The organism is Sphingomonas gei (assembly GCF_004792685.1).
Taxonomy (GTDB): domain Bacteria; phylum Pseudomonadota; class Alphaproteobacteria; order Sphingomonadales; family Sphingomonadaceae; genus Sphingomonas; species Sphingomonas gei.
Window position 1 is genome coordinate 399,769 of the sequence record NZ_SRXT01000004.1, and the last position, 11,147, is coordinate 410,915.

12 protein-coding genes are annotated in these 11,147 nt (G+C 67.4%); 6 read left to right on the forward strand and 6 right to left on the reverse strand.

Going from position 1 to position 11,147, the window contains the following annotated elements; all coding sequences use genetic code 11:
- The 3 genes from E5A73_RS11780 to E5A73_RS11790 form a co-directional block, all read right to left on the reverse strand.
- The gene (locus E5A73_RS11780) at nucleotides 1–567 is read right to left on the reverse strand and encodes a polysaccharide biosynthesis/export family protein (protein ID WP_135964014.1); all 567 of its coding nucleotides are present in this window, start codon (nucleotides 565–567) and stop codon (nucleotides 1–3) included.
- Between the two features lie 83 nt (nucleotides 568–650).
- Entirely contained in the window at nucleotides 651–1,766 is a 1,116-nt protein-coding gene (locus E5A73_RS11785; RefSeq protein WP_135964015.1) for an acyltransferase family protein, read from the reverse strand.
- On the reverse strand, nucleotides 1,766–2,584 hold the full coding sequence (locus tag E5A73_RS11790) for a metallophosphoesterase family protein (protein WP_135964016.1): 819 nt from the start codon (nucleotides 2,582–2,584) through the stop codon (nucleotides 1,766–1,768). The genes E5A73_RS11785 and E5A73_RS11790 overlap by 1 nt, the downstream gene beginning before the upstream one ends.
- 185 nt (nucleotides 2,585–2,769) lie before the next feature.
- Between E5A73_RS11790 and E5A73_RS11795 the strand changes: the two genes are divergently transcribed.
- Nucleotides 2,770–4,974, forward strand: a complete 2,205-nt coding sequence (locus tag E5A73_RS11795; RefSeq protein WP_135964017.1) for a glycosyltransferase — start codon at nucleotides 2,770–2,772, stop codon at nucleotides 4,972–4,974.
- Between the two features lie 172 nt (nucleotides 4,975–5,146).
- Here E5A73_RS11795 and E5A73_RS11800 read toward each other — a convergent pair whose 3' ends face one another.
- A complete protein-coding gene (locus E5A73_RS11800) occupies nucleotides 5,147–6,058 on the reverse strand; it encodes a glycoside hydrolase family 16 protein (RefSeq protein ID WP_168355914.1) in 912 nt (303 codons plus the stop codon).
- Between the two features lie 94 nt (nucleotides 6,059–6,152).
- Here E5A73_RS11800 and xrt point away from each other — a divergent pair, with 94 nt between their 5' ends.
- Together xrt and epsI are read left to right on the forward strand one after the other, a co-directional pair.
- Nucleotides 6,153–7,055: an exosortase gene (gene xrt / locus E5A73_RS11805; RefSeq protein WP_168355915.1), complete on the forward strand. Its 903-nt coding sequence runs from the start codon at nucleotides 6,153–6,155 to the stop codon at nucleotides 7,053–7,055.
- Nucleotides 7,048–7,722 (forward strand): exosortase-associated protein EpsI, V-type, encoded by a 675-nt coding sequence (epsI, locus tag E5A73_RS11810; RefSeq protein ID WP_135964020.1) that lies wholly within the window; start codon nucleotides 7,048–7,050, stop codon nucleotides 7,720–7,722. The genes xrt and epsI overlap by 8 nt, the downstream gene beginning before the upstream one ends.
- Nucleotides 7,723–7,727: 5 nt before the next feature.
- Here the strand turns inward: epsI and E5A73_RS11815 are convergent, their stop codons facing one another.
- Complete coding sequence (locus tag E5A73_RS11815) at nucleotides 7,728–7,970, reverse strand: XrtV sorting system accessory protein (protein ID WP_135964021.1); 243 nt, start codon at nucleotides 7,968–7,970, stop codon at nucleotides 7,728–7,730.
- Between the two features lie 87 nt (nucleotides 7,971–8,057).
- On the opposite strand from E5A73_RS11815, the gene E5A73_RS11820 reads away from it, so the two are divergent.
- The 3 genes from E5A73_RS11820 to E5A73_RS11830 all read left to right on the forward strand — a co-directional run bounded on the left by E5A73_RS11820 (nucleotide 8,058) and on the right by E5A73_RS11830 (nucleotide 10,357).
- On the forward strand, nucleotides 8,058–8,828 hold the full coding sequence (locus E5A73_RS11820; protein ID WP_135964022.1) for a hypothetical protein: 771 nt from the start codon (nucleotides 8,058–8,060) through the stop codon (nucleotides 8,826–8,828).
- Between the two features lie 73 nt (nucleotides 8,829–8,901).
- Nucleotides 8,902–9,765: a hypothetical protein gene (locus E5A73_RS11825; protein ID WP_135964023.1), complete on the forward strand. Its 864-nt coding sequence runs from the start codon at nucleotides 8,902–8,904 to the stop codon at nucleotides 9,763–9,765.
- Between the two features lie 55 nt (nucleotides 9,766–9,820).
- Nucleotides 9,821–10,357 carry a retropepsin-like aspartic protease family protein gene (locus E5A73_RS11830; RefSeq protein ID WP_135964024.1) on the forward strand — a complete coding sequence of 179 codons (537 nt, stop codon included), beginning with the start codon at nucleotides 9,821–9,823 and terminating at the stop codon, nucleotides 10,355–10,357.
- 12 nt (nucleotides 10,358–10,369) lie between these two features.
- On the opposite strand, the gene E5A73_RS11835 is transcribed toward E5A73_RS11830, so the two are convergent.
- Nucleotides 10,370–11,086 (reverse strand): PEPxxWA-CTERM sorting domain-containing protein, encoded by a 717-nt coding sequence (locus E5A73_RS11835; RefSeq protein WP_135964025.1) that lies wholly within the window; start codon nucleotides 11,084–11,086, stop codon nucleotides 10,370–10,372.
- Nucleotides 11,087–11,147 lie beyond the last annotated feature (61 nt).

Sequence of the window (11,147 nt, forward strand, 5' to 3'; positions counted from 1 at the left end):
TCAGAAATAGCGCTCGCCGACGCGGATCGAATCGCCCGGCCGCACCCAGACGACCTTGCCCTTGCCGAGCTTATACTCGACTTCGCGCTCGCCGAGATGGCGGATGAAGATCTTCGACTTGCTGGCGCGGTAGGTGTAGCCGCCCGCCGTCGCTACCGCCTGATCGACCGAGAGATCGGTCGCATAGGGATATTGGCCGGGGCGGTTTACTTCGCCGAGGATGTAGAATGGTCGAAAGCTGAGCACTTCGACGCTCACGCGCGGATCGAGGATATAGCCGGTGGCGAGCTTGGCGGTGATCGCCTGTTGGAGCTCGGCGACGCTCTTGCCCTTGGCGGGAAGGTTGCCGATCAGCGGGAAAGCGACGTCGCCGGCAGGGCCGACCGAATATTCGCCGTTGAGCGACTGCTCGCCATAGACAACCACCCGAATCTTGTCGCCCGAATCGAGCGTATAGATGGGCGGGCGTTCGTCGCTGCTCTGCAACGTGGCGCCAACTGCGCTGGCCAGCGGCATCGCCACTGAAAGAGCGAGCGCGAACGCGTTGATGATTGCGCGAAACTTCATTGGTTTGACTTTCCGGGTGAGCTCAGGCTGCCGCCTAACATTTTGCAGCGCAGCGGAAAAGCGCAATTGGTTGCGCCAATGTGTCAGGCCGGGCCGGCGCTAGGAGCGTAGCGCGCCTTGCGCGACTGCTTGAGCCAGCGGCGGGCGGGTTCGTCGACTCGCGTCAGCATCAGCCACGCCGCGACGATTGCCACCCCGGCGATCGGCAGCACGCTGGCGTAGAGCGCCCATTGCGGGAGGTCGAAGCGGAGCAGCGCCAGGCAGCAGAAGCTCACCACCGGAAAATGGGTGATGTAGAGCGGGTAGGAGAGGCGACCGAACCAGTCGCTGATCGCGCGCAGCCGCGCGCCGGGCTCGACCTGGATCGCGGCGACGAGGAGAAGCGGATAGAGCAGCCCCGCGCAGAGGATGTCGCGTACCGCGTTGGCGGGCGTGCGTAGCGCCTGCGGCATCACGAGCGAGGCGACGAGCAGGCCGGCGATCAGCCAGACCGACATGCGCAAGCGGGGGAGGCGGTTTTGCTTCCATAGATGATGGATCAGGATCCCGGCGCCGTAGCAAAAGGCAAAGGTCGCGATCCCGCCGACGATATTGGCAAGGCTCCACCCGGTCCCGAGGCCACCGAAGACGAACGCCGCGGCCGCCATCGCCACGAAGAATATGGGGAGCGCCAGCGTCAGCCGCGCGACGCTGATCCAGCGGCGCAGCGCGAAATGGGCGATATTCCCCCACAATTCAATCGCGAGCGACCATTGCGGCGGCAGGATCGTGAAAGCTGCGGGGCCCGGCAGCGGGATCATTGCGAGCGCAGCGACGATCATCCCGATGAGCAAAGGCAACGAAAATCGGTCGTCGCCGAACGAGGCCTTGATCACGAGAAGCGCCGCGCCGAAGCCGAGGCCGATGAGCAAAAGCGGGTAGAGCCGCTCGATTCGAACGCGGGCGAAGTCGCGCAGACGCCCGGTCCGCATCAGCCCGTCTTCATAGGCATAAGAGATGACGAAGCCGCTCAGCACGAAGAAGAATGGGACCGCGAGATAGGCCTGCGGAAACCAATCCGGCAGGAGGAAGATCTCGCCGATGTGCATCAGCACCACGGCGATCGCCGCGACTCCGCGCAGCCCGTCGAGCAGCCCGAAATGGACAGTCCTCCGTGGAGCGTCGGCAATGGTTTCCGGGGCGGGGGTCGGGCGATGCATCAAGAATGGGCTCCGGTCATCCTGCGGCGTGCGGGCGCAGCGTCATCTTGAGTTGAGATCGCCCAGTTTCCGGAATCGGACAGGATGACTGCGGAGAGCTTGCCGGTGCGATAGGCGCCGGTGTCCACGCCGATCCGGTTGGGCCGGATCTCGATGTCCTCGGCGACCGAATGGCCGTGGACGATCACTGCGCCGTGCTGTCGCTCGCTGTCGAGGAAGGCTTCGCGAATCCAGAGCAGGTCTTCCACCGATTGTTTCCCGAGCGAGCGACCGGGGCGGACGCCGGCGTGACAGAAGAAATAGCCGCCCAGCCTGAAGGACAGCGGCAAGTCGCGCAGCCAGTCGATCGTCTCGGCGCCGAGCGCGCCGGCGATTCGTGCGCCGAACGCATAATTGTCCTCGCCGGGATGGGGCAAATCCGCACCGAAGCTGCGCAAGGTCGCCGCAGCACCGTGTTCGAGCCACATGCCTTGCGCGTCCGAATTGCCTTCTACGGAGTGGAGCATCGCCTGTTCGTGGTTGCCGAGCAGGACATGGACTCGCGGCGAATTCTTCTGGGCCGAGCGGAGGAAGTCTACGACACGGCGGCTGTCGGGCCCGCGATCGATGAAGTCGCCGAGGAAAACCAGCTGATTCGGGATCGCCGGCCCGGTGGTGACGTGCTGCTCGACTGCCCGGATCAGCGTCTCGAGCAGGTCCCAACGCCCGTGAATGTCGCCGATCGCGATGACCCGCTGTCCGTCGGTGCTCGCCCGCCGCCGCATCCACCCGCGTGCAGGCGGCACCACAAAGGGCTCGATGGTCACGCCGATCGCCATGCCGCTTCGCTACACGCGGTGCCGTGCCGCCGCCAGCGCTAACCCATTGCCATCCGGGCGCGCGCCAAGTCCGAAAATGGGGCGATCTCCGCTGGATGCGTCGCCGATAAGCGTCGCCGGCAATTGCCACTTCCCAAGCCGCTCCCTAGGCGGGGGAGCGGCAACCCAGCTGCCCCGGGGGACAAGTGAACCGACCATCGATCAGCTTCGCGATCGCCAATTTCAACGGTGAGCGCTTCCTCCGCGATGCCGTGGAGAGTGCACTGGCGCAGCGCGGGGTGGGCGTCGAAGTGCTGATTGTCGACGATCGCTCGACCGACGGCAGCTGGGCGCTGGCCCAGCGCCTCGCGGCGGAGGATAACCGCGTTCGGGCCTTCCAATTGGCGGAGAATGCGGGCCCCGGCGGCGCGCGCAACCACGCGATCGATGAGGCGCAGGGAAGCTGGCTGGCAGTGCTCGACGGCGACGATCTGCTCCATCCGGATCGCTCGCGGCGGCTGATCGAGGAAGCGATTCGCGCCGATGCGACGATGGTGGCCGACGATCTGCTGGTATTCGACCATGACCGGCCCGATGCGGTCGACGGGCATCTCGACGCGCGACGGCGCTCCGGCGGCCAGTGGATCACGCTGCGCGACTATCTCGACGAGACCCTGATGTATGGAGGCCGGCCCAATCTGGGGTTCCTCAAGCCGATGTTCCGGCTCGATTGGCTGCGCGGTTCGGGGATTCGCTACGACGCACGGCTGCGGATTGCCGAGGATGACGATGTGGTGCTCCGCGCGCTGGCCGCGGGCGCGCGCTACCGCCTCGTCCCTCGTCCGATGTATTTCTATCGCAAGCATGGCAGCTCGATCTCGCACCGGCTTTCGCCCGCCAATGCCGACAAGATGCTCGCCGCGGCCGATCGCCAGCGCGCGGTCCTGACCGGGCAAGCGCCAGCGGTGCAAGCCGCATGGCGCCGCAAATATGCGGCGCTGCGCCGCGCCTGGGGATTCGCGCGGTTCGTCGACGCGCTCAAGCGCCGCGATGCTAGTGGCGCAGCGCGCGCCGCGCTTGCGACTCCGGGCGCGTTGCTCCTGCTCCGCCAGCCGATCGCTGCGGTGCTTGGCCGGATGCGGGCGCGGGCATTGCCGGAGCCGAAGGTGCGCGAGGCCGATCCGAAGGCAGTGCTGTTCATCAGCCGGCAGCGACTGATGGGCGCGACCAACGGGAGCTCGGCCTATCTGCTCGGGCTGGCGCGCGCGGCGCGCGAGGCGGGGCTGGTGCCGCATCTGCTCCAGCCGTCGCCGGTGCTGTTCGGGCGGGTCCCGTTCTTTCGGTTGCGTCCCGAGATGGAGGTGTTCGAGACGATCCAGGTGCGCGGCGGACGCAGGATCGGCGGGATGCTCGTCGCGTCGCGTCCCGCGATCTTCGCCGGCGCCGCGCACGGCGTCGCCACGCGTCTGCTGCGCCGCCTCGGCGCGACCGGCGCCTGGGTGGCCGAGCGCAAGGCGCCCTATGCGATCGCCGCGCCCTGGACGCGCGACGACCTTCTCTACGTAGCGCGGCACGGCCGGGGGATGGGGCGCGTCGCGATCGCCGACTATGTCTTCCAGACCGAGGCCCTGCCCTATCTGCTCGACCCCGCGATGCGCACTGCGATCGTGATGCACGATCTGTTCAGCGCGCGCGCCGGGCAGTTCGACAAGGGAAAGGGAGACAGCGTCGCGGCGCTCGACCAGGCGACCGAGATCGACTTGCTCGGCCGCGCCGATGCCGTCCTCGCGATCCAGGCGACCGAAGCGCAGTTCGTCGCCGCTTATGTGCCGGAGACGCTGCCGGTGCTCGTGCCGATGGCGATCGACTCGGTTGCCGAGCCGCAGCCGGGCGATCCGGATATCCTGCTCTTCGTCGGCAGCAACACCGCGCCCAATGTCCATGGGCTGCAATGGTTCGTCGACAGCGTCTGGCCCGCGGTTCGCGCCGCCGCGCCGCGCAGCCGGCTGCTGGTGGCGGGGACGGTCGGATCGGCGATCGCCGGCGCGCCCGAAGGAGTCGAACTGCTCGGACTGGTCGACGATCTCGCCGCGCTTTATCGACAGGCGGGGATCGTGGTCTCGCCTCTGCTCCACGGCTCGGGCCTCAAGATCAAATTGGTCGAGGCGCTGGCGCACGGCAAAGCGAGCGTGGTCACTGCCACGACGCTGCAAGGCGTCGAGACGCTCGTGGCGGGCGCGGTGGCCCAGGCCGATGATGCGGATGCTTTTGCGCAGGCGATAGCCGGGCTTCAGCGCGACCCCGATGGCCGCGCCGCGCTCGCCGCCGCCGCATTGGCTGCCGCCCGGCGGCATTTCGGGGCCGAGGCGGCCACCGCGGACTTCCGCGCTTGGTTGGGTGGTAGCGCGTAAATCGAGAACGGCCGGTGCGGTTGGCGGACAGAGCTCCCTCTCCCCTGTGGGAGAGCGAAGGGGGCTCGCGAAGCGCGTGGGAAGGATGAGGGGGACTGAGTCCCACTCCCCTAACCCTTCTGCCGATTTTAACCTTCGTGATACGACCTGATCGCTGCGGTAGACCGCCGGCTCAATTCGCGCCCTTGAAACGCCATGCCCGGACATAGTCGATCTGCATCGTCGCCGGAAAACGCGTCGCGGCATCGGGGTTGCCCGGCCAGGCGCCGCCGACCGCTAGATTGGCTAGCATGTACATCGGCTGGTGCATGTCCGCCGGGGTCGGCAGGGTCGCGGTCTTCACGCCGTCGATGAAATAGTCGATCGAGCGCGCGGTCCACAGCGCACCATAAGTATGGAAGTCCTGACCGGTGCCGCTGATCGCCCCCGTCTTCGTCGTTGCCTTCACTGCGTTCGAATGCACGCTGTGATAGGCGATTCGAGGCTTGTCGCCATGCGCTTCGAGGATGTCGATCTCGGGCGGCCATTTGCCGCTTGCCGGCAGCAGCCAGAATGCCGGCCACAGCCCCTTGCCGCCCGACCAGCGCGCGCGGATCTCGAAATAGCCATAGGTCTGGGCGAAGCGGCTGCGCGTCGAGATCAGGCCCGAGCTGTAGCGCACGTTGCGCAGCGCGCTGTCGCGGACGTTGGGAGTCTCCGCCGCGATGGCGGCCTGCGCCGCGGCGCTGGCCTGCGGAGACAAGGGTGACGCCTCGATCGTGAGCACGCCATCGCCCAGCCGGAACGGGTTGATGCCCAATCCCAGAAATGCCGAGTCGAAATAGAGCTGGAGCTCGCGATTGCCCCACAGGCTGCGCTTGGCGACCGTCGGCTGCTCGCGGCGTGGATCGTAAAAGCCGAAGATCCAGCGATTCTTGTCGAGCATGGGCCCGTCAAATTCCTCGGCAAAGCTCGGGACGAGGCCGAGACCGCCCGGCGGCCCCGAAGGCGCGCGGCGGGGACTATGATCCTGGGCCGACAGCGCCGCCACCGTGGCGAGTCCGATCGCGGCGGCACCGAGGAGCAGTTTGGCGGCAAGTGACATGGCATTGCTGTGGTCGAGGCGCGCGGCGCTGTCCAGCAACGCATTGCCCGGTCGGGCGAATCGGCTAAGAGGATCGACTTTGGGGGTAAGTTTAGTGGCCGGGCATCGTGCATCGCTGGAATCGACCGCGTTGGTCCCAGCTGCGCTGGCGCCGGACGCCAAGATGTCGCGCGCGGCGCAATTGGTACTGCTGGTCGTCGCCGCCGCGTGGCTGCTGCCCGCACTGACCGGTCTGGCCACGCGCACCTGGTCGACGCCGCAGGGCGCGCAGGGCCCGATCATCCTGCTGACCGGAATCTGGGCACTGTGGTTCGAATATCGGCGTTCGCGGGCACGCGCTGCTCCCGGCCATCTCGGCTGGACGATCCTGTGGTTCGCCGTCGCGGTCTTGCTGTACGTCGTTGCCCGCATGATCGGGATGCTCTCGCTCGCCTGCCTCGCGGCATGGCTGGGCGCTGTCGCCGCGCTCTACGGTTGCGTGGGCCGGGTGCTGCTGCGGCGTCTTGCCTTCCCGCTGGCCTATCTGCTGTGCCTGGTGCCGTTGCCTTATGCAGTGGAGATGGCGCTCACCGGCACGCTCAAGACCGGCGTCGCTTATGGATCGGTCCGCGCGCTGGCGGCATTGGGATGGGATGTCGCCTATAGCGGCAGCCTGCTCTACATCGACCAGTTCGAATTGCTCGTCGAGGCGGCGTGCGCGGGGCTCAATTCGATCTTCAGCCTCACTGCGATCGGGCTGTTCTACATCTTCTGGCAGCGGCGGCGGCGCTGGCATGAGAGCCTGATCCTCGCGCTGGCGATCGTCCCGCTGGCGATCTTCGCCAATGTCGTGCGGGTGATGCTGTTGATCGCGCTGGTCCATTGGCGCGGCGAGCAGGTGCTCGAGACCGCAGCGCATCCCGCCGCGGGGTTTCTGATGTTCGTGGTCTCGCTGGCGCTGCTCGTCGCGCTCGATCGCGCGTTGCCCAGGCGAGTCGAAAGCCGGCGCAATGACTGAGGTGGATCGGCGCGCTTTCATCGTCGGCGCTATGCTCGCGGGCGGCGGCGCCGCGGCGGCGCTGGCGCGGCCGGTCGCGCCGCCGTCGCCGATCAGCCAGGAACAGCTCGACGCCGCGGTGCCGCTCGCGCTCGGCGACTATCATGCCGCGCCCGGTTTCGACGCCGTGCTGCCGTCGCGCGATGAATTGAGCAAGCGGATCTACGATCGCTACCTCGCCCGCGGCTATGTCGCGCCGGGCAAGCCCGCAGTTACTCTCGTCATCGCTTATGGCAGCACGCAGGATTACGGGCTCCAGCTCCATCGGCCCGAGACCTGCTATCCCGCGTCGGGCTGGTCGATCGGCGAAACCGAGCGCCTGCCCGTGCAAATCGGCCCCCGCACGGTCTCGACCTCGACGCTGTCGGCGGCGCGGCCGGGCCGAGTCGAGCAGATTCTCTATTGGACGCGGATCGGCAGCATGTTTCCCGAAAGCGAGTGGGCCAGCCGGATCGAGATCCTCAAGCGCGGCCTGACGCGCGACTTGCCCGACGGCGTATTGGTGCGATTGTCGACGAGCGCGCAGCCAAAGGCGTTTGCGATCGATACGCTGGTCCAGTTCAACAGCCTGCTGGTCGAGGCGCTTGCCGGTCCGGGCCGGCGGCTTCTGCTCGGACGGGGAATTTGAGAATGCTAGCTGCTTACCCACGGCCGCAGCCGGACCAGAATATAGGCGATCGTCGCGGCGAGCAGCAGCAAAGCGGGCAGGTGCCAGCCGCTATTGCCGCAATAGTTCGCCACGGCACAGCCGAGCACCGCCGGCAGATAAGCGAGGATGCGGTCCCCCGCGACCGGGCGCCCGACCGAACGCTGGAGAAACAAGGTCGCGATTCCTCCGAACAGCAGAACCGTCACCCAGTCATAGGCCGTATGCAAAATTCTTTCCCCCAGCTGCTGCGCACGTGCTTAGCCGAGCCGCGGCGCATTGGCACCCATGGGCTTTTCGGATCGTCGATTGCGGCAATGTTGCTGCTCGCCGCGTGCGACCAGGAGCCTTCCCCCAAGGGGCAGGTCCTCGCCTCGGTCGGCGGCGATGCGATTACCAAGCGCGATCTTCAGGGCGAGCTGGCTGCGGCGGCGCGGCTGGGCGCGCAGGGCGATTCGCCCGGCCCGGCGCTCGATCGACTCGTCGAACGCGAATTGCTGCTGCGCGCGGCGCGCGCACGCGAACTCGATCTCAGTCCCGAATATCTCGCCGCGATCCGCCGCGCGCGCGCCGACATCCTGATCGACATGTTCAATGACCAGATGGCCTCCGAGCTGCCGGCGCCGAGCGCTGCCGAGATTTCGAACTTCATCGCCGGCCGGCCGTGGATGTTCGCCGGGCGGCAATTCCTGACGCTCGACGAGATCGTTCCTTCGAGCGTGGAGGGCGTGCGCGTCGTCGCGGGCGCGGCGACGATCGACGAAGCGGCGGGCCGGCTGGCGGCGCGGAAATTATCGTTCCAGCGGCGGAGCCTGCGTGTCGATTCGGCACAGCTTCCGGCGACCGAGGCGTCCGCCCTGCTCGGTGCGGGGACAGCGCCGGTCGCACTTGCCGGTGGGACGCCGGCGCGGCTCGCGGCGGTGCAGGCACGCGAACCCGCGGCGATCGTGGGCGAGCAGGCCAACAAGGTCGCCGATGCCGTCATCCGGCGCGAAAGGCTCGCGCGTCGACTCGAGGCAGTCGTCGCGAAGGAACGCCGGGAAACCCAGATCCGCTACCGCGAAGGTTTTGGCCCGGCAGCGCGTTGAAACCATGGAATTTCCGTGCCGGATGTGCTGTTGTTCGCATCTGCGGTAACCATCGCACACAGGGGAAGACCAGATGACCGATACCACCGAGCCTGCAGCGGCGCGATCCAGGCGTGCGATCAGCGTCAGCCGCCTGCTCATCGGCTGGCTCGCGATCGTCGCCTTGTTCTTCATCTGGCAGACCGCGCTCTATACCGGGCTGATCGCGCGCTTCGCCGAATGGCAGTTCGCGCAATTCGGCGGCTATTTCCCGCTGGCTTCGGCGTGCCTGCTCGTCGTGCTGCTCGGGGTTCCGGTGCTCTATGTGCTGTCGCAGCGCGAGCGCAAGGCGTCGACGGTCTATGGCCAGGGACGGCTTCTCGTCCGGTTCCTCGCGGTGCTGGCGGTTCTCGCCGGGATCGGCGCCATCGGCCTGCTCGTTTACGCATTCAGCCTGTCGCTCGCCACCGGGACGCCCGCGCGGATCGACTCGCGCAGTGCGGACCTGATCGTGCACGACGATGGCGCGGCGACGCTCTCGGGCAATGTCCGCTATGATCGCATCGCCGTGATGGATGCCGATACGCCGCTTTCGGGCTGGGGGGTGCGCTTCGTGCCGATGATGGGCAAGGGTGAGAAGGGCAACAAGCTCCGCTATTTCGTCCAGACCAGCGCCGGCCCCGAGGCGCCGAAGCTGGAAGAGATTTCGGGCACGCTGCGGCGCAACGCGCTGCGCGGCGACATCATTCGCCTGTACAACGATGCCGGCTACGAAGTCGCAACCCCGCATTATGTGCTCTACACGAGCAATTTCGCGATGCGGGTCTCGTATTTCTGGGGCGCGTTCCAATGCCTGCTGGTCGCGCTGGTCCTCGGCGCCGCGGCGGGCGTGCAGCGCTGGCGGCTTCGCCGGCTCGGCGAAACGCGCAGGAGCGGAACCCCGCACGCGATTGGCTAAGCGTTAACCATCTGCTTTCGCCATATGTTCAGGGCGATATGCGACATCGGCCGGCATGGTCGACGAGCGTTTCCTCTGGCTGGCTGCGATGATCGCGACGGGCACCGCATTGGTGGCCGCGTCGGCGCAGCCGCCAGTGCGTGCCACACCGGTCGCGCCGATCGCCTCCGTCGCGATCGCCGCACCGGTGCCGGACGCTCGACCATCGCACGAGAGCAAGCGTATAGTGCTCGATCGTGCGCCGGACGGGCTTTTCTACATCCACGGGCAAGTCAACGGGACGCGCGTGCGCTTCCTGATCGACACCGGTGCGACTGCACTGATCCTGTCCGCGGAGGATGCCGCCCGGGCCAAGCTGCGCGCCGACGGCGATTCGATCGCCGGCGCGCTGCAGACCGCATCGGGGCCTGCGACGATGTCGTGGGTCAGCGCCGACACGCTCGAAGTGGGCGGGCGCGCGTTCGAGGCGATGCCCGCCGCAGTCCCGTCAGGCGGTCTCAAGGTGTCGCTGTTGGGCCAGAGCGTGCTGAGCAAGCTCGGGCCGATCACGCTCGACGGCGATCAGATGGTGATCGGCAGCGACCGGCTCTGACGCCGGAAGGGGTTATGCCGCGGCGACGAGCCCCGAACGCGCGGGCTCTGCGGCCCGACGGCGGCGCAGCGACGCTCCGACCATACCGATACCCAGAATCATCAACGCCCAGCTCACCGGCTCGGGGACCGCGCCGGGGCCCGGATCCGGGGGCGTCGTCGGGCCCGTGGGATCAGTCGGGTTGGTGGGGTTTGTCGGATCGGTAGGGTTGGTCGGATTGGTGGGATTCGTGGGATCGGTCGGGTTGGTCGGCGTGGTGTTGCCCGAGCCGAAGATCACGCCGCCCGGCAGCCCGATGAAGCTCGCCATTTGCGGAGTGTAGCTGCGCGCCGGGCCATTGGTGCTCGCCAATTGGACCGGGAGCGCAGGCGCGGCGGCAGGTTCGGCAGCGCCCGGCGAGGTGCCGGGGGCCGTTGCCGGCGCCACGAAGCCGGGAGTGTAGGCAGGAGCAACGCCACCGCGGATGCCGGGGGCACGGGTGCCCACCCGACGCGGGCCGGCTACCGGCCCGGAAAAGGCGGAAAACGTCGGACCATTCACCGCCGGCGGCGCGACGACGGCGGTGAATGCGCTCGCCTCGCGGTCGCCCGGCGCGCCCGGTCCGAGCAGAAGTGCGCGATCGTTGCGGAACACCAGCGAAAGCAGGGTCAACGCCAGAGCGGAGCAAATGACGATCCGGCGCTCGGTACCGAGCTCCGAGACGAGCGGGGAGGATTGGGTCGCAGGCATGACCGAGGGCCTAACCGAACTTAATGTTTTAAACAATGCAGTGTTTTAAGGCGTATTGCCC

Bases quoted from the DNA above. Each gene is read 5' to 3' on its own strand.
- E5A73_RS11790 (WP_135964016.1), bottom strand. From the start codon at position 2,584: ATGGCGATCGGCGTGACCATCGAGCCCTTTGTGGTGCCGCCTGCACGC.
- E5A73_RS11785 (WP_135964015.1), bottom strand. From the start codon at position 1,766: ATGCATCGCCCGACCCCCGCCCCGGAAACCATTGCCGACGCTCCACGG.
- E5A73_RS11800 (WP_168355914.1), bottom strand. From the start codon at position 6,058: ATGTCACTTGCCGCCAAACTGCTCCTCGGTGCCGCCGCGATCGGACTC.
- E5A73_RS11830 (WP_135964024.1), top strand. From the start codon at position 9,821: ATGGTCGACGAGCGTTTCCTCTGGCTGGCTGCGATGATCGCGACGGGC.
- E5A73_RS11835 (WP_135964025.1), bottom strand. From the start codon at position 11,086: ATGCCTGCGACCCAATCCTCCCCGCTCGTCTCGGAGCTCGGTACCGAG.
- E5A73_RS11820 (WP_135964022.1), top strand. From the start codon at position 8,058: ATGTTGCTGCTCGCCGCGTGCGACCAGGAGCCTTCCCCCAAGGGGCAG.
- E5A73_RS11825 (WP_135964023.1), top strand. From the start codon at position 8,902: ATGACCGATACCACCGAGCCTGCAGCGGCGCGATCCAGGCGTGCGATC.
- epsI (WP_135964020.1), top strand. From the start codon at position 7,048: ATGACTGAGGTGGATCGGCGCGCTTTCATCGTCGGCGCTATGCTCGCG.
- E5A73_RS11780 (WP_135964014.1), bottom strand. From the start codon at position 567: ATGAAGTTTCGCGCAATCATCAACGCGTTCGCGCTCGCTCTTTCAGTG.